Genomic DNA, 21,890 nt, shown 5'->3' with positions numbered 1-21,890 from the left:
CAGACCTCGGCAGCCGCCTCTCGGGTCGAAACTCAAGCAGCGTTCGAATTCTCGGTGTGCTCTGGTGCCTCCCGAAGGGCGCTGTCACGTTGGCTGACCGCATGGGATGATCTTCTGGGTGATCATGCTCGGGAGGGTCTTGCTGTGGAGAGTGCGTTGCCGTCGTATAGGGGGCACCGGTACCCGGTGGAGATCATCTCCCACTGCGTCTGGCTGTACTTCCGGTTCCCGCTCAGCTTCCGCGAGGTCGAGGAGCTGATGCTCGAGCGCGGCGTCATGGTGTCCTACGAGACGGTGCGCCGGCTGGTGCCTGAAGTTCGGCCAGGCCTACACGAACAGCCTGCGGCGCCGCCGTCCTCGGCCCGGCGATAAATGGCACCTGGACGAGGTCTTCATCAAGGTCAACGGCGAGGTGAAGTACCTGTGGCGGGCCGTCGACGTCGACGGCAACGTGCTCGACATCCTGATCCAGAACCGCCGCGACAAGGCCGCGGCCAGGCGTTTCTTCCGCAGACTCCTCAAAGAGACCGGCACGGTGCCGCGGGTGGTCGTCACCGACAAGCTCCGCTCCTACAGCGCCGCCCACCGCGAGGTGATGCCCTCGGTCGAGCACCGCTCCCACAAAGGACTGAACAACCGGGCGGAGAACTCGCACCAGCCCACCAGGCAGCGCGAGCGCGCGATGAAGGGCTTCCGCAGCGTCGGTGGCGCCCCAAGATTCCTGGCCGCCTTCAGCGGCATCTCGCCCCACTTCCGACCCGGCCGTTACCACCGCACCGCACCCGACCACCGCCTCGAGATGACCGTCCGCTTCACGATCTGGGACCAGATCACCGGCGCCGCCGGCCTGCCCGCCACGGCCTGACCGACAGCCGACAGCCGCCTCGACCACGCCCTGACGCACCGCCAGACGCCTATACCCCCGACAACGTGACAACGCCGCGTGGATGTCTTCACGCACTCGGTGCTGTGGCGTACTGCGGCGGTCCTCGTTCAGGATCTCGGGTCGGGCCATCAGGTAGTGCCTTTGTCGAGGGCGCGCCACAGGGGGGTGGGGTAGGACTGGGGTGGCTTCACTGTCCCACCACAAGCGACGCAACAGTGGAGCAGCCGAGTCGGACGACCTACGGGGCCGGAGTCTGCGTCGTTGCGCTGGGCAGGAAACGGTAGCCGTGCAGACCACGTGAGCTGCAGGCGATCAGGTCGTGCCCGTTTCCTGTCCAGGCACAGTCAAGTAGGGCGGCCTCCGTGCGGATGAGGGCCAGGATCTCGCTCGATGCGCGCTCCCAGATCTGCAGTGTCCGCGACGCGCTCACGACGGCGATCCAGCTTCCGTCCGGTGAGATAGCCGCTGAAGTCACGCGTCCAGAATGCCCGTTGAGCAAGCCCATATGAGAGCCGGTGGCGCTCTCCCAAATTCTCGTCGTCGCGTCCTCGCTCCCTGTGGCGAGCCATGTGCCGTCCGGTGCGATAGCGATGGCTGTCACCTCGCCGGTGTGGCCGGTCAGTGTGGTCGGACGGCGGGTCGTCATATCCCACAGCCTGACTTTTTTGTCCTGGCCGCCAGTCGCGATCCAGGAACCGTCGGGCGCCGCTGTTGCCGCAGTCACGCGCCCGGTGTGTCCGTGGCGAGTGTGCTCGGCGCCAGGGTTGTCGCCGGGCTCCCAGAACGTCACCGAACCCTTCATATCGCCCATGACCAGCGAGCCATTCGGGGTGACGGCCAGGGCGGTGATGGTGACCTCGTAGCGTGGGAATCGGCCGTGCCTGGTCCCTGCCGCGTCGAAGAGGTCCGCATACGAAGTGGCGTTGGCCAGTGCGGGCCGCCGTCCGTCGTCGCACACGGCGATGAAGGCGCCGTCCGGGGACAGCCCGAGGACGGGCTCGTCGTCGTCGCGGGTGCTGTCACGTTGTTGGGTTGGAGGTGCCTGACGGTGCGTCGTGGCCTGGTGGGGCCCGCGGTCCGGGCCTGTGGTCAGGCCGTGGTGGGCCGGCCGGCAGCGCCGGTGATCTGGTCCCAGATCGCGAAGCGGACGGTCATCTCGGCTCGGTGGTCGGAGGCTGTCATCAGGTGGCGGTGAGGGCGGAAGTGGGGTGAGATGCCGCTGAACGCGGACAGGAACCGCTGGGCCCCGCCGACGGAGCGGAATCCCTTCATGGCGCGTTCGCGCTGCCGGGTGGGCTGATGACTGTTCTCGGCCCGGTTGTTCAGGCCCTTGTGGGAACGGTGTTCCACCGAGGGCATGACCTCGCGGTGCGCCGCGCCGTAGGAACGGATCTTGTCGGTGACGACCACCCGCGGCACCGTACGGGTCTTCTTCACCAGGCGGCGGAAGAAGCGTCCTGCCGCGGCCTTGTCCCGGCGGCTCTGCAGGAGGATGTCGAACACGTTGCCGTCCTGGACGACGGCCCGCCACAGATACTTCAGCTCTCCGTTGATCTCCACGAAGACCTCGTCCAGGTGCCACTTGTCCCCGGGCCGTGGCCGACGGCGGCGCAGTCCGTCCGCGTAGGCCTGGCCGAACTTGGCGGACCAGCGGCGGATGGTCTCGTAGGAGACGATGACACCGCGCTCGAGCATCAGCTCCTCGACCTCGCGGAAGGACAGCGGGAAGCGGAAGTACAGCCATACCGCGTGCGCGATCACCTCCACCGGGTACCGGTGGCCCTTGTACGACGGCGACGCGGACGACACGAACGAATCCCTCCCCGGCACGACCAACCAGAAAATCATCCCACCCGGCCAGTCAACGTGACAGTGCCCTCCGTCGGCCAGCTCTCCCTCACCTACTGGGTGAACCGGCCCCTGCGCCGCCTGTCCGTCCTCACCATCACGTGGCTCGGATAGCCACCCGGTGACAACGCCCTGACCCCGGCATCGCAACTGCCGGGGTCAGGGCGTTTCGCATCGTAGCCACGGCCGTATCCACCGGTTGCCACCCAGGCGACAACGCGTATCAGCGCAATAGTTACCAGGGGACGTGCTGTGCAGGGCGCGGCGGTTGCCGTAATCCAGCAGACGTATGCCCCGCAATCCGGACGGATTGCGGGGCATAGATGAGCAGAAGGCATCCCTACCTCCTCCGGCGTGCTCCCCAACCACACGCAGCAAGGATCGCAACTACGAAGCCAGCCGCTTCGGTCGTCGTAGCTGCACTGGTGACTACGAGCGCAGCTCCTGCCGACAGTACGGCGATCACTGGAATCAACGAGATCAGCTCTCGCTTGAGGGTGTCGTGTTGGGGCATAGCTGTCTTACGCTTGCGTGACAAAGGACTGTTCCTCTCTCGGATATCCCCGAAGGGCACAGCGCCTTGGGCCTCCAGCCGCTCACTGCCAAGTAACGGGCTGGGGGCCCTTTTTGATGGGCGCTCACCAATGAACCCAAATCCTGGCAGCGGATACAACCCCTTGTGGAAAGTTTTTTTGATTCCTTGGTGTCAGGCGTCCCACAGCCGCACTTCCAAGGGCGAGACGGCACCGGAAACCTTCTAGATAAAGAATTTTAGCCCGGCCGACCAACGTAATCGAAAGTCAGCTTGCATTCACGCCTGTGAGTATCGTGCCCAGATGCGGAAACAAGGTGGCCTCTGTCCGTGAAAGAGGCTCCAACGCCTTCGAATGCAAGGTGATCCGGGGTATCAGACACCGACGCCGCGCCCGACGAGGCAACGGCGGCCGTAGTGGGCAGCGGGTGCCGCTGGCTTTCATCCCAGTCGATCCTGTGGGACCAGCGGCAGTAGAGTTCGCATCGCCTGCTCGGGGTCGGGGACGGAGATCGCCAGTCGGCTGAACGGTGCGCTCCGGCGCAGTTCCACACACAGCACCGGCGTGCCGGCCCGTACCAACGTGAAGTCCTGTCCCTCCTGGAGATGCCGGACACCTGCGCACAGCCGTCCGGGAATGCAGGTGCCCCGACCGCGCTCACCGCGCAGCGCACGCCACCAGTCGGGCTCGATATGGAGCCGGCGCAGCGCCGATACCGGAACCCGCACATCGCGGTGGTGTGCCGCCGCCTTCTCCCGCCAGGACAGGTGTACGACAATATCGGTGCCCTCGACTACTACCCGCGCCATGGCCTCTCCCTCATGGCGGTGGAGGCGGAGTGACGTGAAGGCTCGCGATGGTTCGGGCCCGTTCGAGGGCTGCGTCGCGCCATTGGATCTTCCTCAGCGCAACACTCCTGAGCCAGCCATCTCGATTCCTGAAGCGCCCCGGCAGGCAGCCGGGGCGCTTCGTCGGGCTCAGCCATGCACGGCCAGGAGGCAACGATCGGGCATCGAGGCTTTCTCTCCAGCTGCCGACTGCTCCGGGATCGCCGGTCCCACCGCCGTGATGTCCGACGACGGCTCCGATCCCGTCGTCCGCAGGGTCAGCCAGGCCATCAACGCCGGCCACGGCTGCACGGCCCCGTGCGCGAGCGAACCGACCTCAGCCATCACATTCCTGAAAATTCCGCACTGTCGCGCCCTTCCGACGAGGAAACGGGAGACCGCTTTGCCGTGCGCCTGTCCGGGACGGGAGTCTCGCATCGGTAAGGTCAAACGGGCTGGGTACGGTCATTTGTAGCCCGGTGGTCTCCTTGGCCCGGGGATTGACCAGTTCGTGGGCGAGGTGACGTACTCATCGGGCGAGGCCGGCACTCGGACCGGCAGCCCGCAGGATGCTGGGTGTGATGTCCTGCAAGTCCTGCCCCCTACTGCATGCTGCGAGTGCTGTCCCGGGGCGTAGCGGAGTCTGAAGCCTTCGGAGGGCACTGTCACGTTGACTGGCCGGGTGGGATGATCTTCTGGTTGGTCGTGCCGGGGAGGGATTCGTTCGTGTCGTCCGCGTCGCCGTCGTACAAGGGCCACCGGTACCCGGTGGAGGTTCGCGCACGCGGTATGGCTGTACTTCCGCTTCCTGCTGTCCTTCCGCGAGGTTGAGGAGCTGATGCTCGAGCGCGGCGTCATCGTCTCCTACGAGACCATCCGCCGCTGGTCCGCCAAGTTCGGCCAGGCCTACGCGGACGGACTGCGCCGCCGTCGGCCACGGCCCGGGGACAAGTGGCACCTGGACGAGGTCTTCGTGAAGATCAACGGAGAGCTGAAGTATCTGTGGCGGGCCGTCGTCCAGGACGGCAACGTGCTCGACATCCTCCTGCAGAGCCGCCGGGACAAGGCCGCGGCAGGACGCTTCTTCCGCCGCCTGGTGAAGAAGACCCGTACGGTGCCGCGGGTGGTCGTCACCGACAAGCTCCGTTCCTACGGCGCGGCGCACCGCGAGGTCATGCCCTCGGTGGAACACCGCTCCCACAAGGGCCTGAACAACCGGGCCGAGAACAGTCATCAGCCCACCCGGCAGCGCGAACGCGCCATGAAGGGATTCCGCTCCGTCGGCGGGGCCCAGCGGTTCCTGTCCGCGTTCAGCGGCATCTCACCCCACTTCCGCCCTCACCGCCACCTGATGAAAGCCTCCGACCACCGAGCCGAGATGACCGTCCGCTTCGCGATCCGGGACCAGATCACCGGCACTGCCGGCCGGCCCACCACGGCCTGACCACAGGCCCGGACCGCAGGCCCCACCATGCCCCAACGCGCCGTCAGGCACCTGCAACCCAACAACTTGACAGCGCCCTCATGACCACTGCGCCGTCTGCCTTTCCCTCCCGCCTAGCAGCCCACGGCGCTCAGTTACTCAGGTGCGCCAGCAGGGCAGGGTGGTCGGCGAGAGCGTTCTGGAGCAGCTGTTGGGCGAAGGGTGCGTACTGGCCGCTGTCGGCAGCTGTCCAGTCGATCGGGCCGAAGGGCGGCTCGGGGTCGTACTCGATGAACAGCTGGACCATGCGCGCGACCTCGTTGCCGGCGAGGCGGGCGACAAGGTGCAGTGCCATGTCGATGCCGGCCGAGACGCCGGCGGCGGTGATGAAGTGCCCGTCCTCGACCCAGCGCCGGGTGACCGGCGTTGCCCCGAAGCGGGCGAGCAAGTCGCGGTACATCCAGTGCGTGGTGGCCTGGCGGCCCTCCAGGAGCCCTGCCGCCGCGAGCAGTAGCGAGCCGGTGCACACCGATCCGACGATCTGGGACCGCGCCGCGGTCTCGCGTAGGTTCCCCAGCAGATTCTCGTCGGCCATCGCGGCAAGGGTGGGGACGAGGCCGCCGGGCACGATCGTTGCGTGCGGATCCGCTATTTCCTCGAAGGTGTGACTGGGTACCAGGGACAGCGGGGTGTCGCTTCCTATCGGCTCGATCCGCTCGCCGATCACGACGGTGCGGTAGCCGGGAACCAGATCAGCCAGCGCTGCGAAGACCTGCAGCGGGCCGACGATGTCCAGCGGCGTGAGGCCCGGGTACAGCACGAAGGCGATGGTTTTCACCGGGGCCGACGGCGCGGGCGAGGTTTCGGTCATGACAGGACTCCTGAATGTCGGTGGGTGGCCGGTGGCCGGTGGCCGGCCTGACCACCCTCACCCACCGCCGCAACCAGAGACAGGAGCCTCTGGACTCTATGTCCGAATTCCTTGGATACCTGTCCTACAGACGGATTCGGTAGGGTCGTAGGCATGACGACAGCTGTCCGCCACCGTGTGGTGGTCGTGGCCTACGACGACGTGGAACTTGTTGAGGTCGCCTGTGTGACCAGCGCCTTCGACGGGGCGAACCGCCTCGGTGCGAGTCCGCCCTACGACGTCCGCCTGGTCACCCCGGAGGGCCGCCCGGTGCGCTGCTCCTCAGGACTGGTCCTGGGCACGCAGGCGGCGCTGGAGCGTACCCGCGGCCCGGTCGACACGCTGCTGGTCGTCGGCGGGCCGGGCCACGCCGCGGCGGCGCAGAACACCTGGCTGGTCGAGCACGTGCGCCGCCTGGCCGGAATCGGCCGTCGGGTCGCATCGGTGTGCACGGGCGCCAGTGTTTTGGCGGCGACCGGGCTGCTCGACGGCCGGCGCGCCACGACCCACTGGGCGTACGCGCACGACCTCGCGCAGCGTCACCCGGCTGTCCAAGTCGACCCCGCGCCGCTGTACCTCCGCGACGAGCACGTCTGCACGTCGGCCGGGGTCACCGGGGCGCTCGACCTCACCCTCGCGTTCGTCGAGGAGGACCACAACCCGGCCCTCGCCCGGATGCTGGCCCGGATGATGGTGACCTACCTCCAGCGGCCCGGCAACCAGGCCCAGATCAGCATGTTCGTCGACGCACCGGCTCCGGAGCACTGGACCGTGCGACGGACCGTCGAGCACATCACCGGGCACCTCGACGGCGACCTCAGCGCCACCGCGCTCGCCGCGTACGCGGGAGTCAGCGGGCGTCATCTGGCCCGGCTGTTCCTCGACCACCTCGGACAGACACCGGCCCAGTTCGTACGGACCGCCCGAGCCGAGGCGGCCTCACAACTCCTCGTCTCCACAGCACTGCCGCTGGCTTCGATCGCGAGGCGCTGCGGGTTCAGCTCCGCCGAGACAATGAGGCAAGTGTTCCTGGACCACTACGGAACCACACCCAGCCAGCACCGCACAGTCCACAGCGCTCCCCGGGTTGTACCCACCGCGGGGCGGCCGTGATCAATCTCAGCGCTACTTCCTGTACCTCAACTACGACCGACGCCAATTGCATCTATGCGAACTCGCGACGGTATGCGCATCGTCGCCGTCCAGGGCATCGGGCCCGTGCGTCGGGCGGGAACTACCCCTTCCGTCGGCGCCGTGCGTCGCCGGCTGTGGTCTCGTGGTGGTCAGGCGGGCGGAGAAGCTGCTGAAGGGGGTGCCGTGCTCGCGGGCGTGCCGGACATCTCTCACGCGGATCCGTAACGGCGGCCGGGGGTCGGGGCGGCCGTGCGGGTCCTGCGGCGAGCCCGTTACGGCTGGGCGTGCGGATTCTGCGTACTGCGGACCGGCGTGCCGGCAGAAGGCCTACCGCCGCCGGATCGCGGCCCGGACGGCAGCAGACCCGGTCCCGGCGGGGGCAGTCCTTGGTGAAGTAGTGGCCTTCGTCCAGATCGGCGAGCAGGCCGGGGTGGACCGGCTCTCAGCCCAGCAGGTTTCCGGTGTCCGTGGTGGGCACCGGAAAGGTCGAGCGTCATGAAGGGGAAGCCGCAGAAGGGGTCGGCGGCCTGATCGGCCGGAACGCTCACGGCAGGGACGTTCAGGTGACGGCCCGTCGGCCCCGGGAGGGCAGCGCGCTCGCCGAAGCAGTCGGCGGGCCGGCCGTTGCGGCCCCCGCGTATCCCGTCCCGATCAGCGGGTCCTGTGTGCGCCCCCGTTCACGTGCAGCACCTGGCCCGTGATGTGGCGGGCCCCGGGGGAGGCGAGGAAGGCGACCGTGCTCGCGATGTCCGTGGGGGTACCGGCGCGGCCCGTCGCCGTGGCGGCGACGAGGGTGGTGCGGCGGGTGTCCGGGAGGCGGTCGCGGAAGAACTCCGTGTCGGCGATGTAGCCGGGCGAGACGACGTTCGCGGTGATGCCGCGTGGGCCGAGCTCGCGGGCCAGGTCCAGGTTCCAGGTGGCGAGCCCCGCCTTGGCGGCCCCGTAGGAGCCGGCGCCCTGGTCGGCGGCGATCGAGCCGATGTGGACGACCGCGCCGCCGGGGGCGAGCCGGTCGTCCAGCGCCTTCGTGGTCAGTGCGGCACTCACCAGGTTCGCGTCGAGGTTGGCGCGGAAGTCCCGGGCGTATGCGGCCAGGTCCGTGGCTCCGTCGCTGTCGAAGTCGGTGTTCCCGCCCGCGTTGTTCACGAGGACGTCGATCCGGTCCGGCAGCTCCGACAGGAGGGTGGTGAGCGCCCGCGGGTCGGTGTGGTCGCACACCAGCGCGCGTACGCCGGACTCCGCCGCCAGTTCATGGAGCGGACCGGGGCGGCGACCGGTGACGATCACCGTCTCGCCCTGCTCCGCGAAGAGCCGGGCAGTCGCCCGGCCGATGCCCGTTCCGCCACCGGTGACCACGATGGTGCGTGTCATATGCTGACTCCGATACTTTTTCATTGAGGTCTAAATTTAGATCTAAACGTACAGGCGGGAGTGGGACTGTGGCAAAGGAACCCCGGACGGCGAACGGCGAGGACGGTGCGGGGCGCGCTTCCGCGAAGGACATCGCCGCCGCATGGGAACGCGAACGCCCTGGCACTCCGGCCGACTCGATCGGGATCGTCACGCCCATCTGGCAGCTCGCCAAGCTCTTCGGCGACGACCGGCGCCGGGTGCTGGCACGCGCCGGGGTGGACTCCGCGACTCTCGACCTGCTCAGCGTTCTGCGCCGCAGCGGTCCTCCGTACACCCTGAGCACCCGCGAACTTGGGCAGCGTGCCCTGGTCACGGCGGGAGCCATTTCCCAACGGGTGGCCCGCGCCGAGCGGGAGGGGCTGGTGACCCGGCAGCCCGGCACCGGGCGCCCCCGTACTGTCCAGATCGCCCTGACCGCGGCCGGGCACGATCTTGTCGAGGTCACTGTGGACCAAGTGCTCCTGCGCGAGGCCGAGTTGATCGGAGGACTCACCCCCGACCAGCGGAACAGGTTGACGGAACTGCTCCACCTCCTGCTGACGGATGTGCAGCAGCGCATCGGCGACGACCGCATCACCCAGGTGGGCGGCGAGGAGTGACCAGTGCGGGGGCCACGGGGAAAGGCACCCGCACCCGTTCCTCCGTCCAGCCGCACCCGCTGGAGCCTGCCTACGAGGTGCGGAAGAAGACCTTCTTCCGCCGGCTCAGCGGGGTGACCGTTGCCGGCCAACCCGGCAGCGCTCCTGGCCCGGCGAGTGGGACGACCTGTGCGTGCCATGCGTGGATGAGGACGTCCGGGCCGAAGCCGAACGCGTCGCGCGGCGCCACGTTGTGAAGCCACGACGGGATGCCGGGCAGCACGCAAGGGTGGTCGGGGCGCGAAATCATCCGGTGAGAGTCCCAGTCCCACACGTCCACCCCCCCTTCCGGTGGCTTCCACTCCGTAGGCGCTCTCGGACCGCCTTGGTTCGGCCGGTCCGAGCCGCTGGGCGCACGGGCTGAGTATGAGCTCGGGCGGAGATGAGCATCTGGGCCCATGCCGGGGTGTTGTCGGCGCGGTGAGGATCGTTCGTACCGCGCAGGGAAGGAATCCGATGAACCCCAGCACCTACGCCCGCCTGTACGGCCCTCCGCAGCTGGCACCGCGCTCCAGGCGGACCGGCGGTGCTGGCCTGGAGGTGCTGTCACGTTGTTGGGTTGCAGGTGCCTGACGGTGCGTCGTGGCCTGGTGGGGCCCGCGGTCCGGGCCTGTGGTCAGGCCGTGGTGGGCCGGCCGGCAGTGCCGGTGATCTGGTCCCAGATCGCGAAGCGGACGGTCATCTCGGCTCGGTGGTCGGAGGCTTTCATCAGGTGGCGGTGAGGGCGGAAGTGGGGGTGCCGGTAAGAACGCTGTCACCAGCCGCAAACGGCGGTGATCTTGCGGGGATGTCACCCGTGTGGGTGAACGCGGAGCCGTACGGCTGCGGTGGGTGAAGCCTCGCGAGGACGATCGACGATCGTGGCCCGTACTCACCGTCAAGACCTACATCGGTCGGCTGCTGAGCAAGCTGCGTGCACGGGACCGCGCGCAGCTGGTGATCAGCGCCTACGAGTCAGGGCTCGTCAGCGCCGCTCATCAATCGACTGATTGATGAGCAAGATCGATAAGCGGCGGCGCGCGACCGGATCGACGCCGGATCATGCCCATAAAACGGTGTCAGAAAGTCGATGTGCTCAAGAACTTGAGGAGCACCCTTTTCTGTACGATCTGGCAGGTGCAACCACCCCAGGATGACGACGCCGCCGATCTCCTCGCCCCCGTCCCGGCCGTACGGACCGGCGGCCTCGTGGGATACGCACGCGTGTCCACCAAGGGGCAGTTGCTCGACCGGCAGATCCACGCACTCACCGAAGCGGGATGCATCCGGATCTTCGCCGACAAGAAGTCCGGCAAGAACGCCGAACGCGAGGAGCTGTGGAAGGCCCTCGACTTCTTGCGCGAGGGCGACACGCTCGTCGTCCCGTCGCTGGACCGGCTCGGCCGCTCCATCCAGGACCTCATCGCGATCGTGTCCGGCCTGCGTAAACGCGGCATCGGGTTCACCTCGCTGCACGAGGCGCTCGACACGACCACGCCCGGCGGGCGCCTGGTCTTCCACGTGTTCGCGGCCCTGGCGGAGTTCATCCGCGAACTCATTGTGCAGGGCACCAACGAGGGCCTGGATGCCGCCCGCGCCCGCGGCGCCAGGCTCGGCCGCCCGCCGGCGATGACCGAGGAGCAGGTACGTCACGCCCGCGACCTACTCGCCCGCCCGGAGAACACCGTCACCTCGATCGCCAAGCTCCTCGGCGTCTCCCGCAACACCATCTACAACTACGTGCCCGAACTCAAGGGTGGTCGCCTCGCGCTCGCTGAGGCGACCAAGACGGCGGAACTGCCCCGGCCCTCCAGGTCAGAGGACTGACCACCGCCGTTTGCGGCTGGTGACAGCGTTCTTACCGGCACCCCAACAACCAGCAGTTGCTCCGGCTCATGCGTACATCGTTCCCCTCCAGGGGAAACCGCAGGTCAACGGCGCGCGGAACGCCGGGACGGTACCACTAGGGGAACCGTCGTGTTCTGGTTCTCCAGAACAAACGGTGACTATCCCGGCGAGCGCGCACACCGTTCCCCCGGAGGGGAAAACCGCAGGTAGCAGTGCTAGCGAGCAGGACGGGCGCGGCGCTGTATGCAGCAGCTGTGCATGGATGTCGCGCGGGCGGGTCAAGCCTACCCGGTGAAAACCCCCGGATGCGCGTGACGCTCGGGCGGGCCGGGCCCGCGTCGCCGAACTCGGCCGGCGTCGTGCTCCTGGTGGTGCTCGCCGAAGTCGGCCGGTTCACGGTTTTGCCGGTTCGGCGGTTCCGGCGGCGGATCTGGTAGCCGTCACGCGGGCCCGGTGGGCGCGGCTTCGGCAGGCGTGGCGTACTGGCTGTACTCCGAAAAGGAGTGGCGGAAGATGGGCACCGGTCGCACCAACGTCGCGCCCGGCCAGACCGCCCGACCCACTCGAAAGCAGCTCCGCCCCGCGATCGGACCCGCGATCGGACCCGCGCGCGCGTGGTCCCACCACCGCCCACCCGCGCCGAGTGGGACCCGTACACCTGAAGGTGTGAGGTCCCCGCCTCGGATCCGGCGGGCGAAGTTGCCGGCGGAGCGGGTCGCGGCGTTGGACGCGCTCGGCATGCGGTGGACATGACGGCGGGGCAGCCCTGTTCGGCGTGGGCGGGCGCCGCCGCGTGTCGGTGTGTCGGCCTCCTTGTGGCGCGGTGGTCGTCTGGTTCGCCGGCTACCGCCGGGGTCTCATCGGCTCCATGAGGGACGATCCGATCGTTATCGGGTGTCTCCGTTGGCTGGCCGTGGAAGCTTCCACACCCAGACTTTGTGGTCGTCGCCGCCGCTGGCCAGGGCTTCGCCGCCGGGGCTGAACGCCACCGATTCCACCCACTCGGTGCTGGAAAGGGTGACGATGAGTTCCTTGGTCTCGACGTTCCACAACCGGATGGCGTTGTCGCGGCCGCAGCTGGCCAGGGTCTTGCTGTCGCCACTGAACGCCACCGAGTGCACAGGGCTCGAATGGCGTCTGAGGGGGGTGGGATCCTTCTTCAGGTCGGCGACCTCCCACAACAACACATCGTGGTTGCCGCCCGCGGCGGCCAGGTATTTGTTGTCGGGGCTGAACGCCACGCCTTTCAGCCCGTCGTCCTTCTCCCCGGCCTTGGGGCCGCCGGTGAGCTTGACGGGCTGCTTCTTCCGATCGGCGAGGTCCCACAACAGGATGGTGTTGTCGTTGCTGGCGCCGGCCAGGATTCGGCCGTCGCGGTCGAACGCCACCGAAGTCACCGCGTCGGTGTGGCCTTTGAGGGTGTCGATCCGTTTCCGGCTGGCGACGTCCCACAGTTGCACGGTGCGGTCGTAGTCGCCGCTGGCCAGGATTCGGCCGTCGTGGTTGAACGCCACCGACATCACCCAGGTGGTTTCGTCTTTGGCGGGACCCAGTTTGGCGCCGTCCGCTCTCCAGAAATACATGGTTTTGTCCAGGCCGCCGCTGACCAAGGTCTTGCCGTCGCGGCTGAACGCCACGGCATTCACCATTTTGCTGTGGCCTCCTTCGAGGAGGCGGGGATTCTGTCCCCGATCGGCGATGTTCCATAGACGCACGGTTGTATCGACGCTGCCGCTGGCCACGATGCCGTCGCGGCTGAACGCCACCGCCGTCACGTTGTCCGCATGTCCGGCCAGGGAATAGTCATCGGCGTCGGCGCTGCCACCGGTGCCGGGGCTGCCGGTGCCGGGGCTGCGACCGGCGTCGGAGCTGTCATCGGTGAGGCGCAGGGCGACGAGTGCGCTGGCCGCCGCGGCCAGGGTGGCGCCGCCGCCGAGCAGGACGGTGCGGCGGCTCGGTCCACCCGAGGTGGTCGACGTTTCCCCGGTCCCGGCTCCGATATGGATCGGTGTGGGGTGAGGGGCGAGACCGGGCCGCGGTAACGCGCCCGGGGGCTGTCCGGGGAGGTGTTCATCGGGGGGAGTGGGGTGGTGCCGGGGATCCCACAGGCGCCGGGCCTGCTCGAGGCCTTGCTCGTCGACGAGCTGAATGATGTTGATGTTGTGCTGGTCACGGCCGACGGTGGTCTGCTGGAGATTCCCGCCGACGGTGTTGTCGGCCGCGTCCTGCGCGGTCTCGGGGCGCCGCGCGGGGCGCCGACGGAACAGGCGTCGGGGTTCCTTCCGCGGCTCACCCATCCTGGCGCTGGCCGAAGTCGCCCGTGATGTCGTTCCGGCGCGCTTCCTGCTCCGCGGGCCCGGTGGACGTCTGGGTAAACGAGCCGCCGACCGTGTTGTCCTCGGCCGACTGGCTCCGACGCTGCGCGGGTGCCGCCGGGAGCCACCACTGCACCGCGACCCCCACCACGAGCAACACCGCCGCGGAGACCCACCACCGCGTCGACCGGTGATCGGTGAGGAACCCGGTGGCCACGTTCACCACCGCGGCGACCACCACCGCCCCCACCGCGCCCACGAAACGCTGCACGACCGGACTCATCCACGCCCCCCGGAAAGACCGAACACCCCGCCACGAACGTCGCGTCGGGAACCGACCCACGGGCGCGGGCCGACATCACGGGACCCCGGCATCCACCGGCCGCCGACACCGTTCTCGCACGGAAAGACTTCCGCCCACACGGGCCCCGTACCCACCGATCGTAGAACCGCAGCAGGACGAACGCCCGGGTGATCGGACATCCGACACCGGACGACCCGGCCTCCCCTCACCACGATCGGCCGGCCGGAGCGGCGGCGCAACGGCCCTGTCGGTGGGCGCGGTGGTCGAGGGGTATCCGGTCGGGCGGTGGCTGGAGAAGCGGCTGGCGCAGGCCCGCGCGGGCACCCCGCCGGCGGCGCACCTCCGCGTCGATTGCAACGCTTTCGCCTTCAAGTACCCGAGAACCTCACAATTTCGGCGGTGGGTCGGTCCGGCTGGCACGTGATCGGGCGGGCCGAGCCGCCCATTCGACCCGGCTTCGGAGTCGCCCGGTCAGCCGTCGACCGCGCGCCAGTCGCCCGTGATCGCGTACCGGCGCTGCGCCGGCAGTCGGTCGAGGCTTTCGCCGATGTCCTCGGCCGGGACGGCTGGCGGTACCGCGGCGACGTCGTCGGACTCGTAGGCCGGGGCGATCTCCAGGGCTGGCCGTCCCAGCTTCGGCCCTGCTGACACCGCGGGGCAGCAGGCGCCGGCTGGAGGCAGCGCGGCCCGAGCAGCGTGCAGCAGCTGGCCGTGCTGCACCGGCCGGGGCCGGCCTGCTACCCGTGCAGCACCCGTGTGCCGCCTGGCCCAGGCAAATGCTGCGCTGCCTTCACGACACCCACCTGCTGCACTCCGGAGGGTGCTGTCACGTTGTTGGGTTGCAGGTGCCTGACGGTGCGTCGTGGCCTGGTGGGGCCCGCGGTCCGGGCCTGTGGTCAGGCCGTGGTGGGCCGGCCGGCAGCGCCGGTGATCTGGTCCCGGATCGCGAAGCGGACGGTCATCTCGGCTCGGTGGTCGGAGGCTGTCATCAGGTGGCGGTGAGGGCGGAAGTGGGGTGAGATGCCGCTGAACGCGGACAGGAACCGCTGGGCCCCGCCGACGGAGCGGAATCCCTTCATGGCGCGTTCGCGCTGCCGGGTGGGCTGATGACTGTTCTCGGCCCGGTTGTTCAGGCCCTTGTGGGAACGGTGTTCCACCGAGGGCATGACCTCGCGGTGCGCCGCGCCGTAGGAGCGGAGCTTGTCGGTGACGACCACCCGCGGCACCGTACGGGTCTTCTTCATCAGGCGGCGGAAGAAGCGTCCTGCCGCGGCCTTGTCCCGGCGGCTCTGCAGGAGGATGTCGAGCACGTTGCCGTCCTGGTCGACGGCCCGCCACAGGTACTTCTGCTCTCCGTTGATCTTCACGAAGACCTCGTCCAGGTGCCACTTGTCCCCGGGCCGTGGCCGACGGCGGCGCAGTCCGTCCGCGTAGGCCTGGCCGAACTTGGCGGACCAGCGGCGGATGGTCTCGTAGGAGACGATGACACCGCGCTCGAGCATCAGCTCCTCGACCTCGCGGAAGGACAGCGGGAAGCGGAAGTACAGCCATACCGCGTGCGCGAACCTCCACCGGGTACCGGTGGCCCTTGTACGACGGCGACGCGGACGACACGAACGAATCCCTCCCCGGCACGACCAACCAGAAGACCATCCCACCCGGCCAGTCAACGTGACAGTGCCCCCCAAAGGCGTCCCGCTCCTGCGCATCACCCGCACCACCACCGGCCCCGACGGCACCGTGCTCGAGATCAACGACACCCGCATGTCAGCCGACACTTTCGACATCGGCTACACCCTCACCCGGCACCCCAGCGCCCAACACCCATGATGGTGGGCTTGCCCAGGTCAGGTCCGCCGGCGCCACAGGCCGCGGCGGGGCTTGCCCGGCTCCTGGTCGCGGTACTCCGGCTCGGGCTCCGGGGGAACGGAAGCCGGGAGCCTGGATCCGCAGAGCTGCATTCGAGGGAGTGCGGCTCTGCGGATCCAGGTTCAGCGGTCGCCGGTGGCCCGGCAGCCGGCGCACGAACGGGCAGGTCTCATTCGCCGGTCGGCTGGCGTCAGCCTCCGCCCTGGAAGCCCCACAACACGAAGGCCGCCGCGTAGAGCATGAAAGTTGTCAGGTGCGCGCAGACCAGGGCTGCGACGGCGCCGCCCGCTCCCAGGACCAGGCCGCGGACCCGCGTGTCCGGGCGGGACGACGACCGCCAGGAGGCCGCCACCAGGGCCAGCGGAAGGGCGAACGGCATGGCCAGCCATGCCGACCCGTGGACGATCGGAGAGGATCGATAGCCCCACGCACCGCCCAGTACCGCCGCAACGGTGAACAGGGCCGGGGCCAGCCACCACGGCCGAGCCAAGGCCCGGGAGACCGGAGATGTCAGGGAAGGAGTTGCGTTCACGACCCCATTGCACCGCCCGAACTGCAGCGTCCGCATGAGCGCACGTACTCAGACCGCCCGATCCGCCTACCCAGTGCAGTGCCTGTACGGGGCACTGTCACGTTGACTGGCCGGGTGGGTGCTGTCACGTTGTTGGGTTGCAGGTGCCTGACGGCGCGTCGTGGCCTGGTGGGGCCCGCGGTCCGGGCCTGTGGTCAGGCCGTGGTGGGCCTGCCGGCAGCGCCGGTGATCTGGTCCCGGATCGCGAAGCGGACGGTCATCTCGGCTCGGTGGTCGGAGGCTGTCATCAGGTGGCGGTGAGGGCGGAAGTGGGGTGAGATGCCGCTGAACGCGGACAGGAACCGCTGGGCCCCGCCGACGGAACGGAATCCCTTCATCGCGCGTTCACGCTGCCGCGTGGGCTGATGACTGTTCTCGGCCCGGTTGTTCAGGCCCTTGTGAGAACGGTGTTCCACCGAGGGCATGACCTCGCGGTGCGCCGCGCCGTAGGAACGGAGCTTGTCGGTGACGACCACCCGCGGCACCGTACGGGTCTTCTTCACCAGGCGGCGGAAGAAGCGTCCTGCCGCGGCCTTGTCCCGGCGGCTCTGCAGGAGGATGTCGAGCACGTTGCCGTCCTGGTCGACGGCCCGCCACAGGTACTTCTGCTCTCCGTTGATCTCCACGAAGACCTCGTCCAGGTGCCACTTGTCCCCGGGCCGTGGCCGACGGCGGCGCAGTCCGTCCGCGTAGGCCTGGCCGAACTTGGCGGACCAGCGGCGGATGGTCTCGTAGGAGACGATGACACCGCGCTCGAGCATCAGCTCCTCGACCTCGCGGAAGGACAGCGGGAAGCGGAAGTACAGCCATACCGCGTGCGCGATCACCTCCACCGGGTACCGGTGGCCCTTGTACGACGGCGACGCGGACGACACGAACGAATCCCTCCCCGGCACGACCAACCAGAAGATCATCCCACCCGGCCAGCCAACGTGACAGTGCCCTACCACTGCCTCCAGCAGGACCAGCGATTTGACGAGGCACTTGCCTTTCCAGCTCCGCCCGACGAGGTGGGCACAGCGGCCGCCTAACCAGAGGCCGCATCTCGCTGGCAGCGATCAGCAGCATGCCTAGCGGTCAGGCGGCCCGACACAGCACGGAACCTCTCCCGCCCTGCCGCGACGCTCGCGTCCCACAGACCTGAGGCGTCACCACGCAGCGAGAGGGACTGGAGCCGTTGTTCCTCGGCGAGAAAGCTGGCACCTGCCACGTTCTGGTCGAGCATTCCCATCGCGGTGAGCGCCGCATGGCCGCAGGACACCGCGTCGTCAGCGTTTCCCGAGCCGTGAGCCAGCAGGGCATACCGCAGGCAGAGGACAGCGAAGAAGGCATAGGTGTCGGCGACATCTGTGATCCCCTCCTCGTCCGGCTGAAGCTCCGGGAACCGCTCCAGCAGGCGTACGCGCTCGGCGGTGTCGGCGAGCGGCCGGTCGGCATACCAAAGATCGCGTACGGACTCCACATAGAAGTCCAGGTCGGCTTCCCGCCCCGGCGTGCCCGCCCGCAGGCCCACGAACAGTGGCGCCATACGTTCGGCGCAGGCGGCGACATACAGGCGGATCGCCTCGCCGCCCCCGTCACGAAGTGCCTCCGCTACGGCCCCCTCCACCAGCGTCTCCATGCCCCACCCTCATCCCGTTCGAACAGATCGACAGGCTACACAGCGGGCTGAGGGCCGCAGCTTGACGAGTTAGGACCCTGAGGTGTCTGACGGGCACCTGAGAAGAAAGTCGGGCCGCTGCTCCCGCCTGGCGGGACGTACCGCTGATCGGCCTTTTCTTGCAGGTCAGTTCCCCTGTTCCCTTCGGGTACGCCTTGCGGGCGTGAAAACATGGCTTCGGCGCCTGCCCGCCGATGCCGGTAGCTCGTTGGGACGTTGAGCCCGTAGGTCAGTCTGGTGCCGGGGCCGCAGAGGGGCCACGCACTGTTGCCATCGAGCACGACGGTCAGATTCTCGCTCCCCCCGCGGCCCCCTGGGCAGGCGTCATCCCGTACGGATCGAGACCTGGGAGTGGCGCATGACGGACACCGGCGACAGCGGTGGCGTCGAGGAGATCGAGCAGGCCGAAGAGCTCGTGGCGCGGGTCGCCGCGATCGACATCGCCAAGGCGTCCGGGATGGTCTGCGTGCGGGTGCCGCACGAGGACCAGCCCGGCAAGCGCGTGCAGCGGGTCTTCAACACCGTCGCGACCAGCGGCGCGATCCTGGACCTGGCCGACCACCTGATCTGCCAGGGCGTCACCCGTGTGGTGATGGAAGCCACCTCGACGTACTGGAAGCCGTACTTCATCCTGCTCGAATCACGCGGCCTGGAGCGCTGGCTGGTCAACGCCCGGGACGTCAAGAACGTCCCCGGCCGGCCCAAGACCGACCGCCTGGACGCGGTCTGGCTGGCCAAACTCACCGAACGCGGCATGCTCCGGCCCTCCTTCGTGCCCCCGAAACCGGTCCGTGAACTGCGTGACCTGACCCGGGCCCGGGCGGTCATGACGCACGAGCGCACCCGCCACAAGCAGCGCACCGAAAAGCTCCTGGAGGACGCCCAGATCAAGCTGTCCACCGTGATCTCCGACATCTTCGGCGTCTCAGGGCGCGCCATGCTCGAAGCGCTGATCGCCGGTGAGCGCAGCCCGAAAGCCCTCGCGGATCTGGCCCACGGCACGATCAAGGCCAGCCACGCCACCCTGGCCGAATCGTTGACCGGCCGTTTCGAGGAGCATCACGGGTTCATGTGCCGGATGCTGCTGGACACCGTCGACTACCTCACCGTGCAGATCGACAAGCTCACCGCCCGTATCACCGTGCGCCTGGCCGAGCTGTCCACCACCGAGGACGACCAGGGCCCCGGGCAGGGCACCCTGATACCAATCACCGACACCGAACGCCTCGACGAGATCCCCGGCGTAGGCCCGAACACCGCACAGGTGATCCTCGCCGAGATCGGCCTGGACATGACGGTGTTCCCCCACCGCCGGACTCGTCTCGTGGGCGAAGCTCTCCCCGCGCACCCTGCAGTCCGGCAACATGAACACCTCCGGGCCCACCGGCAAGGGCAACCCCTGGCTCCGCGGCGCGCTCGGTGAGGCGGCGATCTCCGCCGCCCGCACCGACACCTTCCTCGGCGCCCGCTACCGCCGGATCGTCAAACGCCGCGGCCACATGAAAGCCCTGGTCGCCGTAGCCCGCTCGATCCTGGTGTCCGTCTGGCACCTCATGAACGACCCGACCGCCCGCTACCGCGACCTCGGAGCCGATTTCCACACCCGCAACCTCGACCCCCACCAAAAGAGCCGCGACCTCGTCCGCCAGCTCAAGGCCCTCGGCCACGACGTCACCCTCACCCCGGCAACCGCCTGACCCCGCCCGCACCGCACCACGAGAGCCCCCCGGCCGTCACCGCCGAAGGGCTATCTCGCCGTACCCATCTGACCGTTGAGTTTTCCGGTCAGGAGCGGTGCCTGATGCGGTCTAGGTCTGCGCCGAAACGTCCTGGTGGACCGGGACGACGGCGGCCGCGCTCAGGCGCGGCGGGCCCGCCAGAGCCATACTGCCGTGCCGACCATCAGGGCGAGGCTTCCCAGGTTGCCCAGGAGGGCCGGGACTTCGCCCGCCGCCCAGCCGCTGATCAGGTTCCAGGTGACGATGACGGTGGTCGGCACGATGACGGTGAGCAGCACGCCGGTGGTCTTCTGGACGGCGGTCCAGTGCACTGAGGTGCAGAGAAGTACCGCGCCGGTGACACGGAACAGGAAGCCGAACACCGGGCCGGGGTCGAACGCCGCGTCGGGGCCGATGGAGAAGATCATCGTGAAAGGCAGCGAGAGGGTGAGCATCAGGAGCGGGACCAGGGGGTGCACCTTGCCGCGCCGGGCGGGTGCGGCCACGTCGCTCCGGGCCGGGGTGCCGGTGGTCCCGTTCCCCGCCTCGGCCAGTGCCATCGCCGCGATCGTGCGGGGGTCCCCCAGCTCCGCGAGTATCTCGCCGATCGCGGCGTCGGGACGCTCGGTGCGCGTCACCTCGATGTGTTCGGCGAGGTCGGCGAGGAGTTCCTGGCGACGGTCGGCGGGGAGTGCGGAGCTCTCGCGTTCGACGGCGGAGAGGTAGTCGCGTACGGGGTCGGCAGAGGTCTTCATGCGGGGTCTCCGGTGGAGGGGTGCGGGGTGGTGAGGAAGGCGTCGACGGCGTTGCGGAAGCCGGGCCAGACGCGGGTGAACTCGTCGAGTGCGGCCCGGCCGCTGTCGGTGAGCGCGTAGTAGCGACGGGGTGGTCCGGAGGCGGACTCCTGCCAGGTGGTGGTGACCAGGTCGTCGCGGCGGAGCCGGGAGAGCAGCGGGTAGACCGTGCCCTGGCTGGTGGCCAGGGCGCCGGAGTCCTCCAGGGCGTGGAGGAGTTCCACGCCGTAGCGGGGGCGGTCCCGCATCAGGGCGAGTACGCAGTACTCCAGGACGCCCTTGCGCAGCTGGGCGGCTGCCCGGGCCTGCTTGGTCGAATCACCTGGTTCCATGCGATGCAAGATACCTGGTGGGGCAAGCGGACAGGAAGGGGGGGTCCCCTTCCAGAGCTACGCGGTGGAGTACGGCAAACGGCGCTGTCACGTTGTTGGGTGTGTGAGTGCCTGATGGTGTGTCGGGTGTGGTGGGGCCGGGTTCCGGCTTCGTGCTCAGGCCGCGGCGGGCAGGTCGGCGATGCCGGTGACCTGGTCCCAGATGGCGAAGCGGGTGGTCATCTCGGTGCGGTATTCGGGGGCGGTCATCAGGTGGCGGCGTGGTCGGAAGTGGGGTGAGATGCCGCTGAACGCGGACAGGAACTGCTGGGCTCCGCCGACGCTACGGAAGCCTTTCATGGCGCGTTCGCGCTGCCGGGTGGGCTGGTGGCTGTTCTCTGCCCGGTTGTTGAGGCCCTTGTGGGAGCGGTGCTCGACGGAGGGCACGACCTCGCGGTGGGCCGCTCCGTAGGAGCGGAGCTTGTCGGTGACGATCACCCTCGGCACCGAGCAGGTTCTCTTGAGCAGTTTGCGGAAGAAGCGCCGGGCCGCGGCCTTGTCCCGGCGGGACTGGACCAGGATGTCGAGCACGTTGCCGTCGGCGTCGACGGCCCGCCACAGGTACTTCTGCTCTCCGTTGATCTTCACGAAGACCTCGTCCAGGTGCCACTTGTCGCCGGGCCGGGGCCGCCTCCGGCGCAGGCCGTTGGCGTAGGCCTGCCCGAACTTCGCACACCAGCGGCGGACCGTCTCGTGGGAGACGACCACGCCGCGCTCGAGCATCAGCTCCTCCACCTCGCGGAACGACAGCGGGAAGCGGTGGTACAGCCACACACAGTGGGCAATGACCTCGACCGGGTACCGGTGCCCCTTGTACGACGGCGATGCGCTGTCCACGGACGACCCCTC

General features: G+C 68.7%; 23 protein-coding genes and 4 pseudogenes. 9 read left to right on the top strand and 18 right to left on the bottom strand.

The genetic code is table 11. The annotated features are described in order from the left end of the window. Positions 1-144 precede the first annotated feature (144 nt). Positions 145-865, top strand: a pseudogene (locus OG953_RS43740) (IS6 family transposase). 259 nt (positions 866-1,124) lie between these two features. On the opposite strand, the gene OG953_RS43735 reads toward OG953_RS43740, so the two are convergent. The 4 genes from OG953_RS43735 to OG953_RS43720 form a co-directional block, all read right to left on the bottom strand. Continuing rightward, the gene (locus OG953_RS43735; protein WP_331735757.1) at positions 1,125-1,844 is read right to left on the bottom strand and encodes a hypothetical protein; all 720 of its coding nucleotides are present in this window, start codon (positions 1,842-1,844) and stop codon (positions 1,125-1,127) included. Between the two features lie 131 nt (positions 1,845-1,975). Further along, positions 1,976-2,734 (bottom strand): IS6 family transposase, encoded by a 759-nt coding sequence (locus OG953_RS43730; protein ID WP_331735755.1) that lies wholly within the window; start codon positions 2,732-2,734, stop codon positions 1,976-1,978. 973 nt (positions 2,735-3,707) lie between these two features. Beyond that, positions 3,708-4,076, bottom strand: a complete 369-nt coding sequence (locus OG953_RS43725; protein WP_331735753.1) for a hypothetical protein — start codon at positions 4,074-4,076, stop codon at positions 3,708-3,710. Positions 4,077-4,244: 168 nt separating this feature from the next. Continuing rightward, positions 4,245-4,439 carry a hypothetical protein gene (locus OG953_RS43720; RefSeq protein ID WP_331735751.1) on the bottom strand — a complete coding sequence of 65 codons (195 nt, stop codon included), beginning with the start codon at positions 4,437-4,439 and terminating at the stop codon, positions 4,245-4,247. 342 nt (positions 4,440-4,781) lie between these two features. On the opposite strand from OG953_RS43720, the pseudogene OG953_RS43715 reads away from it, so the two are divergent. Then, positions 4,782-5,538 (top strand): annotated as a pseudogene (locus OG953_RS43715) (IS6 family transposase). Between the two features lie 130 nt (positions 5,539-5,668). Here OG953_RS43715 and OG953_RS43710 read toward each other — a convergent pair. After that, entirely contained in the window at positions 5,669-6,388 is a 720-nt protein-coding gene (locus tag OG953_RS43710; protein ID WP_331735749.1) for a DJ-1/PfpI family protein, read from the bottom strand. 153 nt (positions 6,389-6,541) lie between these two features. Between OG953_RS43710 and OG953_RS43705 the strand changes: the two genes are divergently transcribed. Next, the gene (locus tag OG953_RS43705) at positions 6,542-7,540 is read left to right on the top strand and encodes a DJ-1/PfpI family protein (protein WP_331735747.1); all 999 of its coding nucleotides are present in this window, start codon (positions 6,542-6,544) and stop codon (positions 7,538-7,540) included. Between the two features lie 672 nt (positions 7,541-8,212). On the opposite strand, the gene OG953_RS43700 is transcribed toward OG953_RS43705, so the two are convergent. Continuing rightward, positions 8,213-8,932 (bottom strand): SDR family oxidoreductase, encoded by a 720-nt coding sequence (locus tag OG953_RS43700; RefSeq protein ID WP_331735745.1) that lies wholly within the window; start codon positions 8,930-8,932, stop codon positions 8,213-8,215. 68 nt (positions 8,933-9,000) lie between these two features. Here OG953_RS43700 and OG953_RS43695 point away from each other — a divergent pair, with 68 nt between their 5' ends. Then, positions 9,001-9,573, top strand: a complete 573-nt coding sequence (locus tag OG953_RS43695) for a MarR family transcriptional regulator (protein WP_331735744.1) — start codon at positions 9,001-9,003, stop codon at positions 9,571-9,573. Positions 9,574-9,643: 70 nt separating this feature from the next. Here OG953_RS43695 and OG953_RS43690 read toward each other — a convergent pair whose 3' ends face one another. Further along, positions 9,644-9,862 (bottom strand): hypothetical protein, encoded by a 219-nt coding sequence (locus tag OG953_RS43690; protein WP_405692602.1) that lies wholly within the window; start codon positions 9,860-9,862, stop codon positions 9,644-9,646. A 366-nt stretch (positions 9,863-10,228) separates the two neighbouring features. Next, positions 10,229-10,348 (bottom strand): annotated as a pseudogene (locus OG953_RS43685) (IS6 family transposase); the annotation flags it as partial. A gap of 62 nt (positions 10,349-10,410) precedes the next feature. On the opposite strand from OG953_RS43685, the gene OG953_RS43680 reads away from it, so the two are divergent. After that, entirely contained in the window at positions 10,411-10,605 is a 195-nt protein-coding gene (locus OG953_RS43680) for a hypothetical protein (RefSeq protein ID WP_405692694.1), read from the top strand. A 123-nt stretch (positions 10,606-10,728) separates the two neighbouring features. After that, positions 10,729-11,418 (top strand): recombinase family protein, encoded by a 690-nt coding sequence (locus OG953_RS43675; RefSeq protein WP_405692600.1) that lies wholly within the window; start codon positions 10,729-10,731, stop codon positions 11,416-11,418. A gap of 908 nt (positions 11,419-12,326) precedes the next feature. Here the strand turns inward: OG953_RS43675 and OG953_RS43670 are convergent. The 4 genes and pseudogenes from OG953_RS43670 to OG953_RS43655 form a co-directional block, all read right to left on the bottom strand. Further along, a complete protein-coding gene (locus tag OG953_RS43670; protein ID WP_331735741.1) occupies positions 12,327-13,736 on the bottom strand; it encodes a WD40 repeat domain-containing protein in 1,410 nt (469 codons plus the stop codon). Then, on the bottom strand, positions 13,729-14,025 hold the full coding sequence (locus OG953_RS43665; protein WP_405692598.1) for a hypothetical protein: 297 nt from the start codon (positions 14,023-14,025) through the stop codon (positions 13,729-13,731). The genes OG953_RS43670 and OG953_RS43665 overlap by 8 nt, the downstream gene beginning before the upstream one ends. A 504-nt stretch (positions 14,026-14,529) precedes the next feature. Beyond that, the gene (locus tag OG953_RS43660) at positions 14,530-14,709 is read right to left on the bottom strand and encodes a hypothetical protein (RefSeq protein WP_331735737.1); all 180 of its coding nucleotides are present in this window, start codon (positions 14,707-14,709) and stop codon (positions 14,530-14,532) included. 245 nt (positions 14,710-14,954) lie between these two features. Continuing rightward, a pseudogene (locus tag OG953_RS43655) lies at positions 14,955-15,711 on the bottom strand (IS6 family transposase). 18 nt (positions 15,712-15,729) lie between these two features. Between OG953_RS43655 and OG953_RS43650 the strand changes: the two are divergent. After that, positions 15,730-15,888 (top strand): hypothetical protein, encoded by a 159-nt coding sequence (locus tag OG953_RS43650; RefSeq protein WP_331735735.1) that lies wholly within the window; start codon positions 15,730-15,732, stop codon positions 15,886-15,888. Between the two features lie 229 nt (positions 15,889-16,117). Here the strand turns inward: OG953_RS43650 and OG953_RS43645 are convergent, their stop codons facing one another. From OG953_RS43645 to OG953_RS43635, 3 genes are all read right to left on the bottom strand, one after another. Beyond that, entirely contained in the window at positions 16,118-16,459 is a 342-nt protein-coding gene (locus OG953_RS43645) for a hypothetical protein (RefSeq protein WP_405692595.1), read from the bottom strand. 194 nt (positions 16,460-16,653) lie between these two features. Continuing rightward, positions 16,654-17,412, bottom strand: a complete 759-nt coding sequence (locus OG953_RS43640; RefSeq protein WP_331735731.1) for an IS6 family transposase — start codon at positions 17,410-17,412, stop codon at positions 16,654-16,656. 113 nt (positions 17,413-17,525) lie between these two features. Beyond that, entirely contained in the window at positions 17,526-18,119 is a 594-nt protein-coding gene (locus OG953_RS43635) for a hypothetical protein (RefSeq protein WP_331735729.1), read from the bottom strand. 397 nt (positions 18,120-18,516) lie between these two features. On the opposite strand from OG953_RS43635, the gene OG953_RS43630 reads away from it, so the two are divergent. Then, the gene (locus OG953_RS43630; RefSeq protein ID WP_331735728.1) at positions 18,517-19,581 is read left to right on the top strand and encodes an IS110 family transposase; all 1,065 of its coding nucleotides are present in this window, start codon (positions 18,517-18,519) and stop codon (positions 19,579-19,581) included. Further along, positions 19,523-19,855 carry a hypothetical protein gene (locus OG953_RS43625; protein ID WP_331735726.1) on the top strand — a complete coding sequence of 111 codons (333 nt, stop codon included), beginning with the start codon at positions 19,523-19,525 and terminating at the stop codon, positions 19,853-19,855. The genes OG953_RS43630 and OG953_RS43625 overlap by 59 nt, the downstream gene beginning before the upstream one ends. A 161-nt stretch (positions 19,856-20,016) precedes the next feature. Here the strand turns inward: OG953_RS43625 and OG953_RS43620 are convergent, their stop codons facing one another. The 3 genes from OG953_RS43620 to OG953_RS43610 form a co-directional block, all read right to left on the bottom strand. Continuing rightward, positions 20,017-20,631 (bottom strand): HAAS signaling domain-containing protein, encoded by a 615-nt coding sequence (locus OG953_RS43620; RefSeq protein ID WP_331735724.1) that lies wholly within the window; start codon positions 20,629-20,631, stop codon positions 20,017-20,019. Continuing rightward, positions 20,628-21,002 carry a PadR family transcriptional regulator gene (locus OG953_RS43615; RefSeq protein WP_266360896.1) on the bottom strand — a complete coding sequence of 125 codons (375 nt, stop codon included), beginning with the start codon at positions 21,000-21,002 and terminating at the stop codon, positions 20,628-20,630. Before OG953_RS43615 ends, OG953_RS43620 begins: the two co-directional genes overlap by 4 nt. A gap of 156 nt (positions 21,003-21,158) precedes the next feature. Continuing rightward, positions 21,159-21,878, bottom strand: coding sequence for an IS6 family transposase (locus tag OG953_RS43610; RefSeq protein WP_331735722.1), 720 nt, complete (start codon positions 21,876-21,878; stop codon positions 21,159-21,161). Positions 21,879-21,890: the final 12 nt, after the last annotated feature.

The organism is Streptomyces sp. NBC_00057 (assembly GCF_045041165.1).
GTDB lineage: Bacteria > Actinomycetota > Actinomycetes > Streptomycetales > Streptomycetaceae > Streptomyces.
Note: the sequence above shows the minus strand (reverse complement) of the source record. Positions and strands in the feature narration are given on the sequence as shown.